The 21,144-nt window shown below is 60.1% G+C and carries 21 protein-coding genes; 13 read left to right on the top strand and 8 right to left on the bottom strand.

Annotation, left to right across the window (positions count from 1 at the left end; all coding sequences use genetic code 11):
* Positions 1-30 precede the first annotated feature (30 nt).
* Complete coding sequence (locus tag AC13RE_RS26080) at positions 31-1,368, bottom strand: MFS transporter (RefSeq protein ID WP_488486118.1); 1,338 nt, start codon at positions 1,366-1,368, stop codon at positions 31-33.
* 392 nt (positions 1,369-1,760) lie between these two features.
* Here AC13RE_RS26080 and cyoA point away from each other — a divergent pair, with 392 nt between their 5' ends.
* From cyoA to AC13RE_RS26055, 5 genes are all read left to right on the top strand, one after another.
* On the top strand, positions 1,761-2,879 hold the full coding sequence (gene cyoA, locus AC13RE_RS26075; RefSeq protein WP_488565084.1) for a ubiquinol oxidase subunit II: 1,119 nt from the start codon (positions 1,761-1,763) through the stop codon (positions 2,877-2,879).
* Between the two features lie 47 nt (positions 2,880-2,926).
* The gene (cyoB, locus tag AC13RE_RS26070; RefSeq protein ID WP_075856461.1) at positions 2,927-4,930 is read left to right on the top strand and encodes a cytochrome o ubiquinol oxidase subunit I; all 2,004 of its coding nucleotides are present in this window, start codon (positions 2,927-2,929) and stop codon (positions 4,928-4,930) included.
* Between the two features lie 4 nt (positions 4,931-4,934).
* Positions 4,935-5,564, top strand: coding sequence for a cytochrome o ubiquinol oxidase subunit III (cyoC, locus tag AC13RE_RS26065; protein WP_132721027.1), 630 nt, complete (start codon positions 4,935-4,937; stop codon positions 5,562-5,564).
* Positions 5,561-5,965, top strand: a complete 405-nt coding sequence (gene cyoD, locus AC13RE_RS26060) for a cytochrome o ubiquinol oxidase subunit IV (protein WP_112338512.1) — start codon at positions 5,561-5,563, stop codon at positions 5,963-5,965. The genes cyoC and cyoD overlap by 4 nt, the downstream gene beginning before the upstream one ends.
* Positions 5,966-6,152: 187 nt before the next feature.
* Complete coding sequence (locus AC13RE_RS26055) at positions 6,153-6,917, top strand: SURF1 family protein (protein WP_488565083.1); 765 nt, start codon at positions 6,153-6,155, stop codon at positions 6,915-6,917.
* 98 nt (positions 6,918-7,015) lie between these two features.
* Here the strand turns inward: AC13RE_RS26055 and AC13RE_RS26050 are convergent, their stop codons facing one another.
* Positions 7,016-7,582: a histidine phosphatase family protein gene (locus AC13RE_RS26050; protein WP_488565082.1), complete on the bottom strand. Its 567-nt coding sequence runs from the start codon at positions 7,580-7,582 to the stop codon at positions 7,016-7,018.
* A gap of 243 nt (positions 7,583-7,825) precedes the next feature.
* Between AC13RE_RS26050 and AC13RE_RS26045 the strand changes: the two genes are divergently transcribed.
* The 3 genes from AC13RE_RS26045 to AC13RE_RS26035 are packed head-to-tail and all read left to right on the top strand — an operon-like array spanning position 7,826 to position 9,443.
* Complete coding sequence (locus AC13RE_RS26045) at positions 7,826-8,035, top strand: CbtB domain-containing protein (RefSeq protein ID WP_015338334.1); 210 nt, start codon at positions 7,826-7,828, stop codon at positions 8,033-8,035.
* Positions 8,036-8,047: 12 nt separating this feature from the next.
* The gene (locus AC13RE_RS26040) at positions 8,048-8,788 is read left to right on the top strand and encodes a CbtA family protein (protein ID WP_488565081.1); all 741 of its coding nucleotides are present in this window, start codon (positions 8,048-8,050) and stop codon (positions 8,786-8,788) included.
* Between the two features lie 34 nt (positions 8,789-8,822).
* Complete coding sequence (locus AC13RE_RS26035) at positions 8,823-9,443, top strand: hypothetical protein (RefSeq protein ID WP_488565080.1); 621 nt, start codon at positions 8,823-8,825, stop codon at positions 9,441-9,443.
* A gap of 66 nt (positions 9,444-9,509) precedes the next feature.
* On the opposite strand, the gene AC13RE_RS26030 is transcribed toward AC13RE_RS26035, so the two are convergent.
* Positions 9,510-9,818, bottom strand: coding sequence for a GCG_CRPN prefix-to-repeats domain-containing protein (locus tag AC13RE_RS26030; RefSeq protein ID WP_015338331.1), 309 nt, complete (start codon positions 9,816-9,818; stop codon positions 9,510-9,512).
* A 239-nt stretch (positions 9,819-10,057) separates the two neighbouring features.
* Here AC13RE_RS26030 and AC13RE_RS26025 point away from each other — a divergent pair, with 239 nt between their 5' ends.
* A complete protein-coding gene (locus AC13RE_RS26025; RefSeq protein ID WP_488565079.1) occupies positions 10,058-11,665 on the top strand; it encodes an inorganic phosphate transporter in 1,608 nt (535 codons plus the stop codon).
* Between the two features lie 140 nt (positions 11,666-11,805).
* Here the strand turns inward: AC13RE_RS26025 and AC13RE_RS26020 are convergent, their stop codons facing one another.
* The 5 genes from AC13RE_RS26020 to AC13RE_RS26000 form a co-directional block, all read right to left on the bottom strand.
* Complete coding sequence (locus AC13RE_RS26020; RefSeq protein ID WP_132721021.1) at positions 11,806-12,249, bottom strand: Ros/MucR family transcriptional regulator; 444 nt, start codon at positions 12,247-12,249, stop codon at positions 11,806-11,808.
* A gap of 192 nt (positions 12,250-12,441) precedes the next feature.
* Positions 12,442-13,008, bottom strand: coding sequence for a helix-turn-helix domain-containing protein (locus AC13RE_RS26015; RefSeq protein ID WP_488565078.1), 567 nt, complete (start codon positions 13,006-13,008; stop codon positions 12,442-12,444).
* Between the two features lie 46 nt (positions 13,009-13,054).
* The gene (locus AC13RE_RS26010; protein ID WP_488565077.1) at positions 13,055-13,843 is read right to left on the bottom strand and encodes an EAL domain-containing protein; all 789 of its coding nucleotides are present in this window, start codon (positions 13,841-13,843) and stop codon (positions 13,055-13,057) included.
* A gap of 331 nt (positions 13,844-14,174) precedes the next feature.
* The gene (locus AC13RE_RS26005; RefSeq protein ID WP_488565076.1) at positions 14,175-15,014 is read right to left on the bottom strand and encodes a sugar phosphate isomerase/epimerase family protein; all 840 of its coding nucleotides are present in this window, start codon (positions 15,012-15,014) and stop codon (positions 14,175-14,177) included.
* A 218-nt stretch (positions 15,015-15,232) separates the two neighbouring features.
* The gene (locus tag AC13RE_RS26000) at positions 15,233-17,119 is read right to left on the bottom strand and encodes an adenine deaminase (RefSeq protein ID WP_488565075.1); all 1,887 of its coding nucleotides are present in this window, start codon (positions 17,117-17,119) and stop codon (positions 15,233-15,235) included.
* Positions 17,120-17,379: 260 nt separating this feature from the next.
* Here AC13RE_RS26000 and AC13RE_RS25995 point away from each other — a divergent pair, with 260 nt between their 5' ends.
* The 4 genes from AC13RE_RS25995 to AC13RE_RS25980 all read left to right on the top strand — a co-directional run.
* Entirely contained in the window at positions 17,380-18,417 is a 1,038-nt protein-coding gene (locus AC13RE_RS25995) for an ABC transporter substrate-binding protein (RefSeq protein WP_488565074.1), read from the top strand.
* Between the two features lie 46 nt (positions 18,418-18,463).
* Complete coding sequence (locus AC13RE_RS25990) at positions 18,464-19,288, top strand: ABC transporter permease (protein ID WP_488565073.1); 825 nt, start codon at positions 18,464-18,466, stop codon at positions 19,286-19,288.
* Between the two features lie 2 nt (positions 19,289-19,290).
* Positions 19,291-20,079 carry an ABC transporter permease gene (locus AC13RE_RS25985; protein ID WP_488565072.1) on the top strand — a complete coding sequence of 263 codons (789 nt, stop codon included), beginning with the start codon at positions 19,291-19,293 and terminating at the stop codon, positions 20,077-20,079.
* A gap of 6 nt (positions 20,080-20,085) precedes the next feature.
* Positions 20,086-21,144 (top strand): ABC transporter ATP-binding protein (locus AC13RE_RS25980; RefSeq protein ID WP_488565071.1); only part of this gene is annotated, 1,059 nt, incomplete at its 3' end.

The following is a 21,144-nucleotide window of genomic DNA, read 5'->3' as shown; positions in this document are numbered from 1 at the left end:
GCGGCCTTTCGCTGAATTCGAAGATCCGTCTCAGTTGTCTCGCGTTTCCAGCGTCTTACTGAAGAAGATTGCGACCAGCGTGCAGACGACGCCCGACAGCAGATAGAGACTGGTGTAGACGAGGCCGAACTGGCTGGAGAGGGCAAGCGCCACGAATGGCGCGAAGCCGGCACCGATCAGCCAGGACAGATCCGACACAAGGGCCGAGCCGCTGTAGCGGTAGTTCTGGCTGAAGCGCGAAGCACTAGCGCCGGCGGCCTGACCGAAGGAGAGGCCGAGCAGCGTGAAGCCGAGGACCACATAGATGTGGCGGCCGGTCGCGCCGCCATCCAGCAGCCAGGGTGCCACGAAAGCGAAGCAGGCGATCAACACCGCGCCGATTGCGAGCTGATTGCGGCGGCCGATCCGATCGGCGAGCATACCGGAACAGATGATGCCGAGAATGCCGCAGATCGCGCCGAGGAATTCCACCAGCAGGAACGAACCCGAACTCTGCTCGCTGTAGAGCGTAACCCAGCCCAGCGGGAAAACCGTGACCAGATGAAAGGTCGCAAAGCTTGCCAGCGGCACGAAGGCGCCGATCAGGACGTCGCGGCCATGCACGCGCAGCAGCTCCGTCATCTTCACGGGCTCGAGCTCATGGCGCTCCAAGAGCGTGCCGAATTCCTCTGTCGCCACCAGACGCAGGCGAGCGAAGAGCGCGACGACGTTGACGGCGAAGGCGCAGAAGAAGGGATAGCGCCAACCCCAATCCAGGAAGTCCGCCGTCGTGAGGCTCGTGACGAAATAGGCAAACAGAGCGCTTGCCAGCATGAAGCCAATCGGGGCACCGAGCTGCGGGATCATCGCATACCAGCCGCGATGGTTCGTCGGGGCATTGAGCGCGAGGAGCGAAGCAAGACCATCCCAGGCACCGCCCAGTGCAAGCCCTTGCCCGATGCGGAAGATGGCGAGCAGGATGATCGCGTAGACGCCGACTTCGGAATAGCCGGGCAGGAAGCTCATGGATGCCGTGGATCCGCCGAGCAGAAACAGGGCGATCGTCAGCTTGACGCCACGGCCGTAGGTGCGATCGATCGCCATGAATATGAACGAGCCGATCGGACGGGCGATGAAAGCAAGCGCGAAGACCAGGAAGGAAAGCATCGTGCCATGCAGCGGGTCTGCGAAGGGGAAGATCAGCTTCGGGAAGACCAGTACGGATGCAATGGCATAGACGAAGAAATCGAAGAATTCGGACGTGCGACCAATGATCACGCCGATGGCGATGTTGCCGGGGGCGACCGAGCCGCCCGCATGCATGCTGCGGGCATCGCTCTCCAGAGTTGAAGATGTGGGGTTCAGTGATTCATGCGTTACGCTGACCATGCGCGGGAGCCTCCCTCTCCGAGCACGAATTCCTCCACGAACTCGCGCGTAATGAAAATGTCGATCAAACGTGCGAACATATCAAGTATCCAGCATGAAATAATTCGCAAATTAGCAATCAGTCGAGCCATTATCTGCCTTTGGTGCCGCGTTCCGGACGAAGAACAACCGCCGGTGATAGCCATTTGTTCCGATCCGGGTATATTAGCGCCGGCAAAAGCGAATTGCTCAATAGAAAACCTTCTGGATTTCTGAGGGTTTTCCCGATACGTGGGACAGCATTCCATACCGCAATGCACTCTATCTTGCTGCGGTGCGACGAAACACCTCATATCGTTCATGACCGCCGTCCTTTAGTCGCGGTAGGGTCGAAACAAAAAGAGCTTTAAGACGTGCTAAGACTATCGAAGATTTTCAGCCGTTTGTCTGTCATCCCATTGTTTTTGCTGCTGTCGGGCTGCAATCTGGTGGTGATGGATCCCTCCGGCGATATCGCCATGCAGCAGCGAGACCTCATCATCATTTCGGTCGTGCTAATGCTGATCATCATCATCCCGGTGATCTTCCTGACGCTGTTCTTCGCCTGGAGATACCGCCAGTCGAACAAGGAAGCGACCTACGAGCCGGATTGGCATCATTCGACACGTCTGGAGCTGGTCATCTGGTCCGCTCCGCTTGCCATCATCATCGCGCTCGGCGCGGTGACCTGGATCAGCACCCATCAGCTCGACCCCTATCGGCCTCTCGACCGCATTGCTGCCGACAAGCCGCTCAGCGCCGACGTGAAGCCGCTGACGGTCGAAGTGGTGGCACTCGATTGGAAATGGCTCTTCTTCTATCCGGAATACGGCATCGCCACCGTCAATGAGATGGCAGCTCCGGTCGACCGTCCGATCAATTTCAAGATCACGGCTTCGGCTGTCATGAACTCCTTCTTTATCCCGGCGCTGGCAGGCCAGATCTACGCCATGCCGGGCATGGAGACGAAGCTCCACGCCGTCATCAACCATCCCGGCGAATTCCAGGGCCTGTCGGCAAACTATAGCGGCGCCGGCTTCTCGAACATGCGCTTCAAGTTCCACGGTTTGGATCAGGCCGGTTTCGATCAATGGGTCCAGAAGGCCAAGAGCCAGGGCACGGCGCTCGGCCGCCCGGAATATCTGGCGCTTGCCAAGCCGAGCGAGCGCAATCCGGTGCAGTACTTCAACGCCGTCGACGACGGGCTCTACAACGCCATCCTCAACATGTGCGCCGATCCGAGCAAGATGTGCATGAGCGAGATGATGCATATCGACGCCAAGGGCGGCGGCGGCAAGGAGAGCCACGAAAACCGCGAGCGCCTGATCTATGACAACCGCGACGGCGCCTCGGCCGAGGTCACCCCGGTCAAGGCAGACGGCGGCGCCGGCCACACCATGCAGCATGGCGACAACTCCATGCCGGGCATGGATATGGGCAACGGCTCTTCTTCCGATTCGTCGACCGGTTCGGCGCAGCATCAGGGTCATTGATCCGGTGCGCTCAATAACAAGACATTCATAAGGGACAGAGGCAATCCATGTTTTCCAACCCGGACCTCTACAAATTCATCTTCGGTCGGCTAACGCTCGACTCCATTCCGTATCACGAGCCGATCCTCGTCGTGACCTTCCTCGGCGTCGCCATCGGCGGTATCGCGCTCCTCGGCCTGCTGACCTATTTCCGCCTCTGGGGCTATCTCTGGAAGGAATGGTTCACCAGCATCGATCACAAGAAGATCGGCATCATGTATGTCGTGCTGGCGCTGATCATGCTGCTGCGCGGTTTTTCCGACGCGCTGCTGATGCGTCTGCAGCAGGCAATCGCCTTCAACGGATCCGAGGGCTATCTGCCGCCGCATCACTACGACCAGATCTTCACCGCCCACGGCGTCATCATGATCTTCTTCGTGGCGATGCCCTTCGTCACCGGTCTGATGAACCTCGTCGTGCCGCTGCAGATCGGCGCCCGCGACGTGTCCTTCCCGTTCCTGAACAACTTCTCGTTTTGGATGACGACGGCGGGCGCGATCGTGATCATGATCTCGCTCTTCATCGGCGAATTCGCCAAGACCGGCTGGCTGGCCTATCCGCCGCTTTCCGGCATCGCCTATAGTCCCGACGTCGGCGTCGACTATTACATCTGGGGCCTGCAGGTCGCGGGTATCGGAACGACGCTTTCGGGCATCAACCTGATCGCCACCATCGTCAAGATGCGCGCGCCGGGCATGACCTTCATGAAGATGCCAGTCTTCACCTGGACCTCGCTCTGCACCAACATCCTGATCGTTGCATCCTTCCCGATCCTGACCGCCACGCTCGCTCTGCTGACCCTCGACCGCTATGCCGGCACGAACTTCTTCACGAACGACCTCGGCGGCAATCCGATGATGTATGTCAACCTCATCTGGATCTGGGGTCACCCTGAAGTCTACATCCTGATCCTGCCGGCCTTCGGCGTCTTCTCGGAAGTCGTCGCCACCTTCTGCGGCAAGCGCCTCTTCGGCTACGCCTCAATGGTTTACGCCACCTGCGTGATCATGATCCTCTCCTACCTCGTCTGGCTGCACCACTTCTTCACGATGGGCTCGGGCGCCAGCGTCAACTCCTTCTTCGGCATCACGACGATGATCATCTCGATCCCGACGGGTGCGAAGCTGTTCAACTGGCTGTTCACGATGTACCACGGCCGCATCCGCTACGAGCCGCCGATGCTATGGACCGTCGGTTTCATGGTGACCTTCACCATCGGCGGCATGACCGGCGTCATGCTCGCGGTTCCGCCGGCCGACTTCGTGCTGCACAACTCGCTGTTCCTGATCGCCCACTTCCATAACGTGATCATCGGCGGCGTTCTGTTCGGCATGTTCGCGGGCGTCAACTACTGGTTCCCGAAGGCCTTCGGCTTCAAGCTCGATCCCTTCTGGGGCAAGATGAGCTTCTGGTTCTGGCAGATCGGCTTCTGGTTCGCCTTCATGCCGCTCTATATCCTCGGCCTGATGGGCGTCACCCGCCGCGTCAGCCAATTCGACGATCCGTCGCTGCAGATCTGGTTCATCATCGCCGCCTTCGGCGCCGGCCTTATCGCCATCGGCATCGCCTGCTTCCTGATCCAGCTCGCCGTCAGCTTCATGAAGCGCGAAGAGCTTCGCGATCATACGGGCGACCCCTGGGGCGGCCGTACGCTGGAATGGTCCACCTCGTCGCCGCCACCGGCCTACAACTTCGCCTTCACGCCGATCGTCTACGATCACGATGCGTGGTGGGACATGAAGAACCGTGGCTACGTCAGGCCGACCGAAGGCTTCATTCCGATCCACATGCCGAAGAACACCGGCACCGGCATCATCCTCGGCGTGCTCTCCATCGGCTTTGCATTCGGGATGATCTGGTACATGTGGTGGCTCGCCGCCATCACCTTCGTCGCGATGATCGTCATCACGATCGGCCATACCTTCAACTACAAGCGCGACTACCACATTCCCGCCGACGAGGTCGTCAAGACCGAGAACGAGCGTACGAAGCAGCTCGCAGGACAGGTGTAAGACTATGACGACCCACTCTGCACAAGCTCCCATGGACGGCGAAACACCCGCCTTCTATCTGAAGGAGGAGCATCATCCGGAAGGCAGCACCATGCTGGGCTTCTGGATCTACATCATGAGCGACTGCCTGATCTTCGCAGTCCTCTTCGCCACCTTCGCGGTACTCGGCCACAGCTATGCGGCCGGCCCGTCGCCGGCCGACCTCTTCGAGCTGCCGCTCGTCGCCCTCAACACGGCGATGCTGCTCTTCTCCTCCATCACCTATGGCTTCGCCATGCTGGCGATGGAGAAGGACAACAAGTCGGGCACGCTGATATGGCTGACGATCACCGGTATCTTCGGTGCTCTCTTCATCTTCTTCGAACTCTATGAGTTCTATCACCTGATCCTCGACGGTGCCGGCCCGCAGCGCAGCGCCTTCCTGTCGGCCTTCTTCACGCTGGTCGGCACGCACGGTCTGCACGTCACCACCGGTATCGTCTGGCTGATCACGCTGATGGTGCAGGTCGGCCGCTACGGACTGATCCCGGAAAACAAGCGCCGCCTGATGTGCCTCTCGATGTTCTGGCACTTCCTCGACGTCGTCTGGATCGGCGTGTTTTCCCTCGTCTACCTCATGGGAGTTCTTGGATGAGCTCGAACGCAAACCATTCGCATCATTCCGGCGACGCCCACGGCCACGATCATCATGGCGGCCACGAGGCATCGCACGGCACCTTCAAGAGCTATATGACGGGGTTCATCCTCTCCGTCATTCTGACCGCCATTCCCTTCTGGCTGGTCATGGGCAAGGTCATCTCCGATCCGGCCGTCACCGGAGCGATCGTCATGATCCTCGGCGCGATTCAGATCGTCGTGCACATGATCTACTTCCTGCACATGAACACCCGCTCGGAAGGCGGCTGGAACATGATGGCGCTGATCTTTACGATCGTGATCGTCATCATCGCGCTGTCCGGCTCGCTCTGGGTCATGCATCACCTCAACGCGAACATGATGCCCATGTCGCCCGAGATGATGCGCAACATGCCGTAAATTCGAGCGGCGGGCCTTCGAGCGAAGGCCCGCCCTCTCTCCCGGCGCGAAATCCGCCGGACGCTGCGCAGTGCATGCTTGAAATGCCGGAAGCCGCAGCCAAATCTTCCCGACCGCGCATGATCTTCAGCGAAGAGTATCGAACCGCCCGAAATCATGCGTCAGCGCGTCCCCGGAGACCTGCGCCATGACCGATATTTCCTCGAGCACATCTCAGGGCAAGCCGCGCTCGACGCTTAACCTTATCATCTGGGTATCGCTGCTTCTGCTCCTGACCGCCCTCCTCATCGACCTCGGCACCTGGCAGGTGAAGCGGCTGCACTGGAAGCTGGATCTGATCGCCAGGGTCGATGCGCGCGTGCATGCGTCGGCGGTTCAGGCACCCGGCCCGGCGCAATGGGCTGATATCACCGCCGAAAACTCCGAATACAAGCATGTCCAGGCAAGCGGCACTTTCCTCAACGACAGGCAAGCACAGGTCTATGCCTCGACTGCGCTCGGCGCGGGCTACTGGGTGCTGACACCGCTGAAACTTGCAGACGGCACCATCATCATCGTCAACCGCGGCTTCGTTCCCACAGAGAAGCGCAATCCGACGACGCGTGCCGAAGGCGAGCTTTCCGGGGAGACTACGGTGACCGGCCTGCTCAGGATCAGCGAGCCCAAAGGCACGCTGCTGCGTTCGAACGTGCCGGCGGAGGAGCGCTGGTATTCACGCGACGTGGCAGCCATTGCCGAGGCCCGTGGGCTGCAGAACGTGGCGCCCTATTTCATCGATGCGGACGATGCGAAAAATCCCGGTGAATTGCCCGTGGGCGGGCTAACGCAGATTACCTTCCACAACAGCCATCTCGTCTATGCCGTCACCTGGTATGGACTGGCTGCCATGACATTGGGGCTGGCCGTCTATCTCGTCTATTTCGAGAGGCAGCGGGCAAAAGCGGCTCACTGAGCACCGGAGCATTTCCACTGCAGAAGAGTGAGCGCTCTGCCCTGCGTTTTCGCGCAGTTCCGGGCACCATACTCCTCCATACACTTCCCGGCGCCGCTCTATATTGTCATTTTCGGGAAACGAAGCTGCCAGCGTCGGCCGTCGCTCGTCATCTCGACAATCCCGAACGGCTCGACATCGACAGCCCAGAATGCTGCGGGCGGCGACTGCAGGGCCTGCAGAACAGCAGCACGAATGACGCTCGCATGGGTGATGACAACGATGTGACCGGTATCGTCGATGTGATTGCCCATCCATTCGCCGACACGCTTCATGACCGAGGACAGGGCTTCGCCGCCATGCGGGGCGACCGAGGTATCCGTCATCCAGAGCGTGAGGGACTCCGCGTCCCTTTCATGCAGTTCGGCAAGGGATTGCCCGCGCCAATCGCCATAATCGCATTCGCGCAGGGCGACGTCCGGGATAGCATCGAGGCCGAGGACGGCGGCGGTCTGGCGGGCACGCAAAGCCGGGCTCGCCCAAACCCGGTCGATTGCCCCGAGCCCGAAGGACAAAGATTGAGCCTGCTGAGCCGCCTTCGCCTCCAAGGGTTCGTCATCCGGAAAGCAGCCGTTCCGATGGGCTCGCGTCGCCCCATGACAAATCCAGCTCAAACGCGTTTTCATGAAACTCCTCTATTTCCATCCCCTGGCGCGCTCTTGTCGCGATTTCGCATCGCTGTGGCGCTTGATTGACAATCATATTTGCAGATAGCTATAAACTTGCACTTGCGGGTGTGGAAGCCGGTGGAATCCCGGCGCGGTCGCGCCACTGTAATCGATGACGGAAACTTCGCCCTCGAGAGCCAGACCCTTCCCGCAAGAACCCTTCCGCAAATGGAACGCGCTTTTCTTAACGAGGGAAATACAATGTCCGACACCACTTTCGCCCCATCCGCAGTTCCGCAGCCGATCCCGCTCGGCCAAATCCTGCCCTGGGCCATTTTCGCCGGCCTTCTGATGCTGCTCGCGATCTATTTCATCGGCGCAGAAGAAGGAGCGACCTCGCTCATCTCGGGCATGTATGTGCACGAATTCGTGCATGATGCCCGTCACCTTCTCGGCTTCCCCTGCCACTAAGGGGTCAAGCACATGGTTGGACGTCTTTTGCTCCGCGGCATGATCGTCGGGGCCCTTGCCGGTATTTTCGTTTTTGCATTCGCCCACATCTTCGGCGAGCCGCTGGTCGATTGGGCTATCGGCTTTGAGGAAAAGGCCGCGCAGGCGGCCGGCGAAGCGCCGGAGCCGGAAATCGTCAGCCGCGCCACGCAGGCTGGCATCGGCCTTTTCACCGGCAGCGTGATCTTTTCGACCGCAATAGGCGGATTGTTCGCACTGGTCTTCTCGTTCGTCTACGGCCGCATCAGCCCCCTGGGTGCGCGCGGCACGGCGGCGCTGCTCGCGCTCGCCGCTTTCGTGACGATTTCGCTCGTGCCCGACATCAAGTATCCGGCAAACCCACCGGCCGTCGGCAATCCCGAGACGATCGGTGCGAGAACAGAGCTGTTCTTCATCATGATCGTTGCCTCCATCGTCGGCATGATCGTCGCGGTGGGCTTCGGACGCAGGCTGGCGGCGCGTTATGGTTCCTGGAACGGTACGATCATTGCCGGCATCGGCTACATCGTCTTCATCGCGCTGATACAATATCTGCTTCCCTCGATCAACGAAGTGCCCGAGCAATTCTCGGCCGTCGTGCTTTGGCGCTTCCGCATCACCTCGCTCGGCATGCACGCCATCCTCTGGACGACGCTCGGCCTTGCCTTTGGAGCCTGGGCAGAACGCCAACTGCCGCAGGCACGCTACCGCAATGCCAGCCTGCGCCGGGCCTAGCGTGATAAGTAGATCGCATCCCACGCATGGCAACATGCGCGGGTTACGCCAACATCCAGGTGCCATCCTGCTTGCAATCTTTCTCATGCTATCGGGTTGGCCGGCTTCAGTTGCGGCGCATGGCAGTTCCTCCGGTAGCCAGGCTGGCATCCCCATTCCCAGTCTTACCCATGGCGAGATGGCAGTGATCGCTCCCTATTACGGGCGAATCATCTCGATTGCCGATAGCGTATCGGATACCGACGAAACCCTCCGCCGCCTCTTGAACTTCGCGCAGATCCAGCGCGCTTATTGCCTATGGGGCCTGATGCCGGGCAGCGTCAGCGACGAGGAAAGCCCGTTCAACGAATGCTCCCACGCATACCTCGCCGCAGCGAAGGCGGTGCTGCGGCAGATGCGCGTCATGAAAGTGGAGAAGGCATCGGTCGACGATCTCGTCTCCGATATCGACGCGGCGCTCGTGCGCAACAGCCTCTCGCTCATCCTGTGCAAATTCAGCGGCGAGAGCTTCAATACGGCCGATCTCATCCGGCCAAAGCTTGCCGACATCGCACTCCATGCGAAAAGCCTTGCTGCGATCTTATCGGCCAGCCTGCTCGTTTTTGCAGGCCTCTGGCTCGGAGCGCGCGCGTTACGGCTGCAAGCTCAGCCTTAAGAACCGCATTTTTTCGGAACTGCCCTCAACAAAACACCGCCGCAAGATGCGGCGGTGCTTCTGATCTCACCAGTAGTGCGGACGATCGCGCCAGCGGCCGTCGCCCCAGCCATCGCGATGATGGCGATGGCCGTGCCAGCCCCATGGTGGCGGCGGTGGCGGCCTGTAATAGCCCCAGCGCCGGGGCGGCGGACCCCAGCGATTGGGGCGGCATTCGCCCCAGCGCGTCAGGTGCCAGCCACGACCGCAGGCATAGTCAACTTTCACAATCGGCACGGAGGCCGTTGACCCAACGGCCGGGATAGGCATTGCCTCTGCCGAAGATACAACCAGGCTGCCGAACAAGGCAGCAATGGCAATCACGGACGATCTCATATTAATGGCCCTCTATCCAAGTCCCTTACATGGGGGATTTAACCCCCGAAGGTATGAACGCCGGCTGAACCGAAAATGGCCTTTTGGCGGCAAATCGAGATCAGCCCGAGAACCTGCCGGCAGTCGAACGGGCTAAGCACTCCCCGCATTTGCAGTTCGCCGCAGCCTGTTCCCGCGTCACGAGAGTTTCATGAAGGAGGCTTACACCGGCAATATCCATTGCAATAAGGGAGTTCGGGATGGTCGACCTCGTTTCAAACAATGCGGAAGGCGGCAATGCCGACCATCCGATTCATGGCGCAGGCAGCTCGGCAAAATGGTTTCTGCCGCTCTTCGGCATCGTCGTCCTGGCCGGCCTCGTCTATGTCGCCTACGCTCTCGGCAGCGACCTTGCAGAGGCCGCCGCAGTTCCGTGGATATTGCTCGGGCTGGCGCTGCTGATCGCGCTCGGCTTCGAATTCGTCAACGGCTTCCACGATACTGCCAACGCCGTTGCCACCGTCATCTACACGCGCTCGCTGCCGGCGGAGTTCGCCGTCATCTGGTCTGGCTTCTTCAACTTCCTCGGCGTTCTGACCTCATCGGGGGCCGTCGCCTTCGGCATCCTGGCGCTGCTGCCGGTCGAGCTCATCCTGCAGGTCGGCTCCGGCTCCGGTCTCGCCATGGTCTTCGCCCTGTTGACCGCCGCCATCATCTGGAATCTCGGCACCTGGTATCTTGGCCTGCCGGCCTCGAGTTCACATACACTTGTCGGCTCGATCATCGGCGTCGGCCTCGCCAACCAGTTCCTGGCACCCGCCGGCTCCGCCACCAGCGGTGTCGACTGGTCGCAGGCAAGCAGCGTCGGCATGTCGCTGCTCCTGTCGCCGATCATCGGCTTTGCCGCAGCTGCAATATTGCTGCTGGTTGCCAAGGTGCTGATCCGCAATAAGGAGCTTTATGAAGCACCGAAGGGCAACACGCCGCCTCCGCTCTGGATCCGCGGCCTGCTGATCTTCACCTGCACCGGCGTCAGCTTCGCCCACGGCTCGAACGACGGCCAGAAGGGCATGGGCCTCATCATGCTCATCCTCATCGGTCTCGTACCGACTGCCTTCGCGCTGAATAAGACGCCTGACGTCAACTATCTCGAAGCTTACAAAACTGCCTCGACGCAGGTCGAGACGGTGCTCGGCAAATATGTGAAGCCGGGCGTTGCCGCACCGGCCGATCCGAAGGCCACCGTCAGCAGCGCCGTAAAGACCAAGACCTGGACGGACGCGACGACCCCGGCTCTCCAAGCATATATTCATGCCACGAGCGCGGAGATCGCGGCCTATCCAAGCGTCGAGAAGCTGCCGAACGGGCTCGTCGGCAACGTCCGTAACGATATCTATCTGATCGGTGAATCGCTGAAGCTGATCGACAAGCAGAAGCTGCTGCCGATGAGCGCCGAGGACCTGAAGGCCGTGACCAACTATCACGCCGCCGTCGATCACGCGACCAAGTTCATCCCGCTCTGGGTGAAGGTTGCCGTGGCGCTGGCGCTCGGCCTTGGCACCATGGTCGGCTGGAAACGCATCGTCGTGACCGTCGGCGAGAAGATCGGCAAGACCCACCTGACCTACGGCCAGGGTGCTGCCGCCGAAGTCGTCGCCATGCTGACCATCGGTGCTGCCGACCATCTAGGCCTGCCGGTATCGACCACGCACGTCCTGTCCTCCGGCGTCGCCGGCACCATGGCGGCAAACGGTTCCGGCCTGCAGTGGTCAACGGTGCGCAACATGCTGATGGCCTGGATCCTGACGCTGCCGGCTTCGATCACGCTGGCCTTCGTGCTATTCATCGTGCTGCGCCAGGTCTTCTGATCGACAGCGGAGACTATTCCCGAAGACGATGGCGCCCTGACGAGGGCGCCATTTTGTTTGCAGCATTGTGCGGACGAATTCTCACGGAGCACACAAGCGGCGCCGGTCAAGCGCGTGCGAAACGCCTGTTCCGAAATTGCTCAGTCGACGGTTTCCCTCTTGTTGCCGTTCGCACCGAGGCCGGAAATCTTGGCAAGCTCCGAACGACGATTGGCATAATTCTGCGCCACCATCGGGTAGTTGGGAGCAAGACCCCATTTCTGCCTGTATTCCTCGGGCGTCATGCCATAATGCACGCGCAAATGACGCTTCAGCGTCTTGAAGCGTTTGCCGTCTTCGAGGCAGACGATATAATCGTTCGTCACCGATTTCTTCAAATCCACGGCCGGCACCAGATTGGCGCGATCGACGGTGGTAGCCGAGCCATCCAATGTCAGCAGCACCTCATGGATATCCTTGATCAGCCTGGGAAGGCTGTGGATGGGAACGGCATTGTGACTGACATAGGCCGAAACGATCTTCACACAGCCATCGAACAAGGAAGGCTTTGGCGGAGCGGGGGTTTTTGTCTCGAAAGAATCCATGATCTTTTCCCGGATCTCATTTGGTTCCTCGTGCGCCGCCCCGCTCGAATTACATCATGCACGATATCCGCAGACGGACATCGCACCGTTTCGATTTGCGCCCTGTTTCAGGACGCTGTCCCGGTTTGATAACCGGGGTTCAATGCGTCCGCATCAAATGCGTGCGCAATTACAGCCAGTAGCTTTCGACTCCTATCTCGTATCCGCAGCAGACTGCGGCAGTTCGCCGGCGGGGTCCGCAAAGTAGACCGCCAGCTTGTTACAAAGGGTGACGAGCGGCATGCCAAGCATGAACGCCGTGTGAGTGGGATCTCCGCCGCAATGCTGCAGAGTCTGGAGAATGAGCTTGCGCTCGACATCCTCCATTGTCTGGCCGACCAGTGTTTTGACGGCGGCATCCACGGGTTCGTGCAGTGATTGGCCATCGCCAAGATGGAGAGCAATCTCCTCGAGCAATCGATTTTCACCTGCGGTCACTATGACGATATCATCGGCATGACCGCCCAGTTCACACAAGACATAGAGACCCGTCTCCGCATCGATGGTGACGCGGGCCACCGCCTCGGCGGTCTGATCGCAAATGAGGACATGCGGGCCCGCTCCGCCGACGAAAGTGGCTGACAGCTCACCGCCGCTTCCGGAGAAGACGATGCGAAGCCGGCTGACCAGGGCGCGCAGCAATGTCTTCGTCTTGAGTTCGCTCGCCGCACGCGCCGCCGATATCTGATAGGCCGATGTGAAAGCCAGTCGCTGCATCATGGCATCACCTGCAGAGCGAGAACGACAGGCTCCAGTGCGCAACTGTTCATGCCACCCCCCGCAAGACAGCTTTGCGCTTATGACGTCGAAGCCGCGCCAGGGAAACCGGCTTCGAAAGCAGGAAACCCTGGACATGCGTTGCACCCGCCTCCTGCGCGGCATTGAGTTGAGCGCCGGTTTCAATCCCCTCGACGACGATAAAAGGAGCAAAACAGGACGCAAATCCGACGATGTGGGAGAGGCTATTGCTTCCGTCGCGCCCGGGCCTGTTATCCCAGACAAAGGCCGCATCGATCTTGACGATATCTGCCGGCACCTTCAGCAGCGATTCCGGCGTGGCAAAGCCAGATCCGAAATCATCGATCGCGATACGACAGCCAAGAGCACGGATCATCTTCATGCGTTCGATGGACGCGCCGACGACGGGATAGCTCTCGGTGACCTCAATGACGAGCCGCGAGGCAAGCTCCGGACGGCGGCTGATTCGGCCGAACACATCGGCGAACCGATCCGAATGCGACAGGCTGGTGGCCGAGAGATTGAAACCGAGAACCAGCGTCTCATCCGCAGCCAGGTCGGACAGCACCATATCCAGAATACGCAGATCGAGATCGAACCAGCGATCCTGGCGCTCAAGGAGCGAGACGAAGGTGCCAGCCGTATGCACGGTTCCGTCCGAGTCCGTTACGCGCGCCAGGCTTTCGGCGTAGAACACTTTGCCGGGATTTGCGGCATCATGAATCCATTGCGCGGCAAAACCCAGCCCGCCTTCGGCAATCGCCTTCAAGATCAGGGCTCCGTGCCCCTCTTCCTCGCGACTTGCGTTACCGTTCATTGGGCCTCCCTTTCGGGGCGAAGCGGCAAAGCATCGGGAAGCCGGAAGCAGCAGCCGAGCGCGGCGCATATCGCGCCCAAACATGGGACTTCGGATAGCTATAATTTGCCTCTTCCATCTTCCAGACACCCTCGACCTCAATCATTGAGGCTTCCCTTCATCGAGCTGGAAATATTGCGCCGAAGACCGTAGTCAACCGGCGAGGATATGCGTACGAGATAGTTATTTAATAATTGCTAATAGACTAATTAACGATCGCTGCAAAAGTCAATCTCCGTGCGGCACTCTTCCTTTCAACTAAATTAAAATATTAATGCTCTTCAATAATTATTCACCATTTGGGGCGGGACCACCAGCCACTTCGCTGCGCAGACTGCAAAGCCAAACCTAAAGGCGGCAAATCCTGGTGCCACAATCTTTCCCATTCGAGGCTCACGATACCGCTATAGTCATCGGCGTCGAGCACCGAACGCAGCGCCGCCATCGGGAACTCGCCGGTGCCGGGCTCTACGTAAGTGTAGGGCAGCCTAGGCCCCGGCCGGGAAACGCTGTCCTTGACATGGAGATGGTGCGTATTGCGACGAACCTGTTTCCAGGTTTCGACGGGATCCTGCCCGCCCTTGCGCCAAGTATGATGTGTATCCCATATGAGCGCGCAATCGGGCGCTATTTCAAGGAAGCGCGGGATAGCGTCCGGCAACGCAAGGAAATCATGGGTTTCGATGACCATGTCGGCCCGAAAGCCTTCGCGCACCGCGGTCTCACGCCACCATTGCAGCGTGGCCAGCGCCTCGGCCAGCTCGCCCTCATCGGCAGTTTCCCCGCCGTCGAAGACCCTGAGCGAACGAACGCCGGCGGCCTCCGCCCAGGGAAGGTAGCGCAGGAACTCTTCCTTTGCCTGCGCTGTCGCACCGGCCAGACGCAGCGAAGTATTGAAAGCGCAGACGCCTACCGCAGAGCTTTCCAGCACTTTGGTCAGACTCGCCGGAGAGCCGAACCTTTCGGTGAAATAGGTGACAAGATCAACGGTACCTCCAAGGGCTCGGATTTCTATCGCATCGACGCCGTGGTTCCCTGCCAGTTCGAGGGCGTCGACCAGTTCCAATTCTGCACATCCCAGAGTAGAAAATGCCGATGTTATTCGCGGAACGTCCCTATCAAGTGCCACCATCAGAGGCTCCTCCGCCCTGTTTGCCAGCTACCGCCGCTCAACGTGCCAATGAGCACGTCCAGCCTCCACAGCTTGCCGCCCGACATAAGTAACCAGATGGATAATTAAGAAGCTGACTTCCGCCGTCAAGCGTAGATCGCAGCTCTATCCCACGAGGCGGCTTCATCGACCTACCATGGAGCAAGGGCGGATATTCTGCGTAAACCGTACGGATATCCTTACCAGACGATCGGGTGAGTTTCGCCAGTCGCGACATTGACGAAACCTTCCAGCGCCCTTTCGGTGGGAGCGACCAGCACCCATCGCCAAGGCGCGCAGGTAAGCGTCGCGAAGGAGAGACGCTCGGGAAAGCCGGGCCACCAGCGCGGCGAAAAGGTCGGCTCATACATCCATTCGATCTCGGCCCCGGCCTTATACAGCGCCTGCATCTCCTCATCCAGCTCCTCGGCCGAGCGCGCTGTCATCAGGCCGCCGACTTCATAGCGGACGCGGGCGACGACCTTGCCGCCCGAGACCAGCACCCAGCCGCCCTGCTGCTCCTTTAGCGCGTTGGCGACCATCGCCATGGCTTCATCAGAGGAGCCGACAACCCAGATATTGTGCTTATCGTGACCGAGCGTGGCACCGAGCGCGGTATCCGGCGTGCGCGGCCCCGTGCCCAGCCAGAACATGCGCGCGACCTTGGCTTGCCCGGAAAAGCGATCGACGATCGCGAATTTCGTGACATTGCGTTCGTGGTCGCGCTGAACGGCACCATCGCGGACCGGCAGATCCATGGTGACGAAATCATCGGCCCAGTGGAACGGCCGCAGCAGTGCAGCCTTGGCCGTGTCAGACGCCGACGGGGCGGCTATGCGAAAATCTTCCGCCGTCACGGTCCGATCGATGCGGACAGTCTGCGTTGCCCATTCCGGCCAGTCGATCTCGGGCCGAACACCGACGAAGGCTTTGCCTTCGGATGCCGACCTGCCATCTGCCCAGACCTTGGCGATCGACAGCGTCTTCACATCGTCCAGCAGCACGATATCGGCAAAGCGGCCCGGTGCAATCGAGCCAACCCATGGTGTCAGCCGCATATGGCGGGCGGGATTGATCGTCACGCATTGAATGGCGATTTCCGGCGCCAGTCCATTCTCGATTGCCAGGCGGACATTATAATCCGTGGCACCGATCTTCAGCGTATCGCTGGCGCTGCGATCGTCGGTGACGAAGGCGATCTGCGACCAGTCGGACAATCCCTTCTCGATCAGGCCCTTGATGACCTCGGGTAGGGAATGCGGTCTGAGTTCGATGAACAGGCCATGCGTCAGCTTTTCCCAGATCTCGTCGAGGAACCATCCCTCGTGATCGGAGGCGAGGCCTGCGCCGGCAAAGGCATTGATAGACGCAAGATCACGCAGGCCTGCGCCGTGACCTTCGACCACGCCGCGCTGCTCGAACGTCGCGCGGATCATGCCCCAGAGACGATCGTAAGCCGGATTCTCCGGATTGCTGACCGAGGGCCAGTCCATGACCTCGTCAAGGCCGGCCACCATCAGGCTCTCATTGAGAAACGACTTCTGCTCGTCATAGCCGAAATGACCGCCGCCCCATTCGTAAGCGGTCGGCGGTACGGCCGATCCCGGCAGGGGAAATATCTTCATCGGCGAGCCGCGGCGGCGGGCCTCGAGCCAGAATTCCAGATTGCGGGCGCCATTGACGTTGGAGAATTCGTGGCTTGCTTCACAGGTCCAGGTGACGCCATGCGGCATGACCAGAGCCGCTTCCCATTCGGGAGTCAGATGCGAGCTTTCGATATGCTTGTGCGCCTCGCCGAAACCGGGAACCGCTGCGAGATGCGGCTCGTGCACGCGCTCGCTCACCTCGCCCTGATAACTGCCGGCCGGGCCGACATAGGCGATGCGCCGGCCCTTGATGACGATTTCCTGGTCGTCCAGCCAAGTGCGGCTATGCACATCCAAAAGCCTGCCGACGCGCAGCAGCCGATCTGCCGGACGGCGGCCGAGCGCGGTCAGCGTCAGATCCTGACGAATGAGGACTTCGTCCGCCGCATTGATCAGCAAATCGTCGGGAAGCTTTGTTTTCGGGGATGTCATGAGACGCATGCCTGCCAGTGAAATCGATCCGCCGAGGGTAAAGATGACGCACGAGCCTGTAAAGCCGACCGAATCGGATCAAGGAAGCCTAATGATCTCAGGCACTTCATAAGCCAGCATTGTGCGCGACGACAAAGAATATTCATCTTATGAAAGGCAAAAACCACCGCCCTGCCCATTTGTTGGGCTTGTAAAGCCGGTGCTCGAAAAATAGTATCCTAGAAGCTTGAAACATATGCCCGATTTCACTCACCAAAAGGATTTCGAGAATGAAAGGCCTCACCCTTGCCCGCGTCGCGGGATTTGCTTTCCTTGCCGCGGCAACAGCCATGCCGGCCTTCGCCCAGGCAAAAACGCTGACCATTTCCTGGTGGGGCTATAATGGCGAGAAGATGCAGGCCAACATCATCGAGCCCTTCAAGAAGATCTGCGGCTGCGACGTCGTTTTCGAAACCGGCAATAATGCCGATCGCTTGAACAAGCTGAAGCTGCGCGGCGGCAAGGGCGTCGACGTCATCTATCTCACGGACAGCTATTCGCAGCTTGGCATCCAGCAAGGCCTCTTCCAGGAAGTCGACCGCAGCAAGATCCCGAACCTTGCCGATCTCTACGATATCGCCAAAGCGCCGCAGGGCAATTACGGACCCGCCTACACGATCGGCCGCATTGGCATCGTCTACGATACGGCGAAGGTGAACCCGCCGATCACCTCCTGGAACGATCTGTGGCGCGACGACCTGAAGGGCGCAATTTCGCTTCCAGGCATCACCACGACAGGTGGGCCGCTGACGGTGCTCCAAGCCGGCAAGCATGCAAGCGCCGATCCCTATGCCGATGCCGGAAAGGCGTTTGAGGCCATCGAGGCGCTGAAGCCGAATGTCGTCAAGAATTACAATACCGGCTCCGAGCTGGTGAACCTGATCTCGACAGGCGAGGCCAAGGTGGCGATAACGCAGGACTTCGTTCTGTCATCCCTGCGCACGGCCGTCCCGACGATGGCCTGGGCTAACCTGAAAGAGGGCGATATCGCCGTCCTCAACACGGTCAATATTCCAAAGGGCTCGGAAAATGTCGAGCTTGCGCATCAGTTCATCAATTTTGTCCTGTCGAAGGATGTTCAGCAGGCGGAAGCCGAACAGGGCGTCGATGCCCCGGTCTCGACCAAGGTGGCGCTGCCGCCGGAAAAGGCCAAGCTCTGGACCTACGGCGCCGAGATGATCGCCAAGCTCAGCCGGATCGACTATCAGAAGCTGATCGAAGCGCAATCGGACTGGGTCGATCGCTGGAACGAGATCTTCGGCATGTAACAGGGCATGCCGCACACTCCCGCGGCGTTCTCACGGAATTTAGTTGATGAAGCATTTGATGAAATGGGGTTTGGCGACGCCGGCGATCCTCGCGGTAACGCTCTTCCTGCTCGTTCCCGTTGTCATTACGATCACGGCGACCTTCGGCGAACCCAAGGGGGTGTTTTCCCCCTATGTCGCTTTCTTCTCCAGCGGTTTTCGCCGAACCGTGCTCTTCAGGACAATCGAGATCGCTCTCATTACGACGGCGATCTCACTGTTCATCGGCTTCATCGCCGCCTATGTGATCGCGCAGATGCCAGGCCGCGCCAAGAGCGTGATGATCATCGCCGCCGTCTTTCCGCTGCTGACCGGCGTTGTCGTGCGCTCCTTTGCCTGGCTGATCATTCTTGGCAAGAACGGCATTCTCAACACCATCCTAATGTCGGCCGGCGTCATCAGCGAACCGTTATCGATGCTCTATACCGAGGGCTCGGTCATCGTCGCGATGGTCTATCTCTTCGTGCCCTTGATGATCCTGACGCTCGTCGGCGTGCTCGAAGGCATACCGCAGGATCTCATTCAGGCGGCGACGTCCCTCGGCGCGACGCCGGCCGCGACCTTTCGTCAGGTCATCCTGCCGCTGGCAACACCCGGCCTTATCGTCGGCGCGGTGCTTGTCTTCACCGGCAGTTTCACCTCCTATGCCACTCCGCAGCTGCTCGGCGGCGAAAAGCAGATGATGATGGGCACCTTCCTCTATCAGCGCGCCATGGTCACCTTCGACTGGGTCGGCGCCTCGACGATCGCGGCCATCATGGTGGTGGTCACGATCGGTATTGTCGCGATCATGAGTCGTCTCGCACGACGGCTGAACCCGATGGCGGTATGACCATGACAAAGTCCGTCCACCCCATGCTTATCGCTTTCACGGCCCTTGTCTTCCTGTTCCTGCTGGCGCCGCTCGTCATCATCATCGGCGCCGCCTTCAGCGACACGACCTATCTCACCTTTCCGCCGCAGGGCCTGACGCTGCACTGGTTCTCAAACATCTTTCAGATCCAAGCCTTCCGCACGACGGCAATCACCAGCCTGGAGCTCGCTTTCCTCGGAACGGCACTTTCGCTTGTCATCGGCATTCCAGCGGCCTACGCCATCAGCCGCTACAGGGTCGAACTGCCGCGCTGGCTTTCGACACTCTTCGTGCTGCCGATCCTCGTTCCGGAAATCGTCTTCGGCTTTTCGCTGATGAAATCGATCACGATCGGGCTTGGACTGCCGATCTTTCCGAGCCTCCTAATCGGCCATGCACTGCTGGTGCTGCCCTATTCGGTGCGCGTCGTCAGCGCCAGTCTCGCAAGTTTCGATTTCTCGATCGAGGAGGCTGCCATCAGCCTCGGCTGCCCACCCCTGAAGACCTTCCTGACCGTGGTGCTGCCGAACATCCGCGCCGGCGTCATCGCCGCCTTCATCCTCGCCTTTATCACCTCCATCAACGATGTCTCCGTTTCGGTCTTCCTAACCGGCCCAGGCATCTCCACCCTTCCGATCCAGATTCTTGCCCATATGGAGCAGTTCTTCGACCCAACCATCGCCTCGGTCTCCGTGCTGTTGATGCTCGTGACCGTCGCCGTGATGGCGATCGTCGAAGCCACCCTGGGCCTCACCTTCCTGACAAAGTAGCCGCCCGTGACCGTATCGCTTTCTATCAACTCCATCAGCGCGCATTACGGCAAGACCGCCGTCCTGCAGGATCTTTCGCTGGCCGTTGCCCCCGGCGAACTGGTCTCGCTGCTCGGCTCGAGCGGCTGCGGCAAGACGACGACCTTGCGGCTGGTCGCCGGTTTCCTGCAGCCGACTAGCGGCACGATCAAGCTCGGCGGCCGCGATCTGACGACGCTGCCGGCGCATGCCAGGGATATCGGCCTGGTATTCCAGAACTATGCGCTCTTTCCGCATCTGACGGTGCTCGATAACGTCGCCTTCGGCCTCAAGCAGCGCCGCATGCCGACACAAGAGCGCAGGCAAAAGGCCGCCTCCATGCTGGAACGTGTCGGTCTTTCCGGCCTCGGCAACCGCCTGCCCGGCGCCCTCTCAGGTGGCCAAAAGCAGCGTGTCGCGCTCGCCCGCGCCCTCGTCATCGAGCCGCCGCTCCTGATGTTCGACGAGCCGCTCTCCAATCTCGATGCGAAGCTCAGGATCGACATGCGCGTGGAGATCCGCCAGCTGCAGCGCGCCAACGGCACGACTTCGCTCTACGTGACGCACGATCAGGAAGAAGCCTTCTCGATCTCCGATCGCGTCGCCATCATGAATGCCGGCCGCATCATGCAACTCGACACGCCCGAGACCCTTTACCGCAAGCCCGCCAACAGTTTTGTGGCCCGCTTCGTCGGCTTCGAAAACCTGCTGCCGTTGGGGGTCGTCGAGCGCCAGGGTGCCTCCGTCTCAGCCGAGGTTACAGGCGGCGCAAGGATCATTCTGTCGCAGGATGATTTCGGGCCGATTCCGGACAGTTTTATTCTCGGCTGCCGCGCGGACGGGCTTTCGGTTCGGCGCGAAGGCAACGGCCTGGCGGCGGTTCTGGGAACACGCACTTATCTCGGCCGCGCCTATCAATATCAATGCAACACGGCCGCCGGCGCCGTCGTCGCCAATGGCCCCTTATCGGAGCCGATGACGGCTGGAAGCAGCGCGGTGCTCGTGCCGGTGCCGGAGCAATGCTGCATTCTGGAACCCGAAGGGTGG

This window comes from Martinezella sp. CNPSo 3959 (assembly GCF_057784355.1).
The sequence above is the reverse complement of the archived record's forward strand: the minus strand, read 5'-3'. Positions and strand labels throughout refer to the sequence as shown.

Excerpts from the sequence above, each read along its gene's own strand:
- cyoD (WP_112338512.1), top strand. The coding sequence starts at position 5,561 with ATGAGCTCGAACGCAAACCATTCGCATCATTCCGGCGACGCCCACGGC.
- AC13RE_RS26000 (WP_488565075.1), bottom strand. The coding sequence starts at position 17,119 with ATGCGTCTCATGACATCCCCGAAAACAAAGCTTCCCGACGATTTGCTG.
- AC13RE_RS26050 (WP_488565082.1), bottom strand. The coding sequence starts at position 7,582 with ATGAAAACGCGTTTGAGCTGGATTTGTCATGGGGCGACGCGAGCCCAT.
- AC13RE_RS25995 (WP_488565074.1), top strand. The coding sequence starts at position 17,380 with ATGAAAGGCCTCACCCTTGCCCGCGTCGCGGGATTTGCTTTCCTTGCC.
- AC13RE_RS26080 (WP_488486118.1), bottom strand. The coding sequence starts at position 1,368 with ATGGTCAGCGTAACGCATGAATCACTGAACCCCACATCTTCAACTCTG.
- AC13RE_RS26045 (WP_015338334.1), top strand. The coding sequence starts at position 7,826 with ATGTCCGACACCACTTTCGCCCCATCCGCAGTTCCGCAGCCGATCCCG.
- AC13RE_RS26030 (WP_015338331.1), bottom strand. The coding sequence starts at position 9,818 with ATGAGATCGTCCGTGATTGCCATTGCTGCCTTGTTCGGCAGCCTGGTT.
- AC13RE_RS25990 (WP_488565073.1), top strand. The coding sequence starts at position 18,464 with ATGAAGCATTTGATGAAATGGGGTTTGGCGACGCCGGCGATCCTCGCG.
- AC13RE_RS25985 (WP_488565072.1), top strand. The coding sequence starts at position 19,291 with ATGACAAAGTCCGTCCACCCCATGCTTATCGCTTTCACGGCCCTTGTC.
- AC13RE_RS26005 (WP_488565076.1), bottom strand. The coding sequence starts at position 15,014 with ATGGTGGCACTTGATAGGGACGTTCCGCGAATAACATCGGCATTTTCT.
- AC13RE_RS26055 (WP_488565083.1), top strand. The coding sequence starts at position 6,153 with ATGACCGATATTTCCTCGAGCACATCTCAGGGCAAGCCGCGCTCGACG.
- AC13RE_RS26015 (WP_488565078.1), bottom strand. The coding sequence starts at position 13,008 with ATGATGCAGCGACTGGCTTTCACATCGGCCTATCAGATATCGGCGGCG.
- AC13RE_RS26035 (WP_488565080.1), top strand. The coding sequence starts at position 8,823 with ATGCGCGGGTTACGCCAACATCCAGGTGCCATCCTGCTTGCAATCTTT.
- AC13RE_RS26040 (WP_488565081.1), top strand. The coding sequence starts at position 8,048 with ATGGTTGGACGTCTTTTGCTCCGCGGCATGATCGTCGGGGCCCTTGCC.
- cyoB (WP_075856461.1), top strand. The coding sequence starts at position 2,927 with ATGTTTTCCAACCCGGACCTCTACAAATTCATCTTCGGTCGGCTAACG.
- AC13RE_RS26025 (WP_488565079.1), top strand. The coding sequence starts at position 10,058 with ATGGTCGACCTCGTTTCAAACAATGCGGAAGGCGGCAATGCCGACCAT.
- cyoC (WP_132721027.1), top strand. The coding sequence starts at position 4,935 with ATGACGACCCACTCTGCACAAGCTCCCATGGACGGCGAAACACCCGCC.
- AC13RE_RS26010 (WP_488565077.1), bottom strand. The coding sequence starts at position 13,843 with ATGAACGGTAACGCAAGTCGCGAGGAAGAGGGGCACGGAGCCCTGATC.
- AC13RE_RS26020 (WP_132721021.1), bottom strand. The coding sequence starts at position 12,249 with ATGGATTCTTTCGAGACAAAAACCCCCGCTCCGCCAAAGCCTTCCTTG.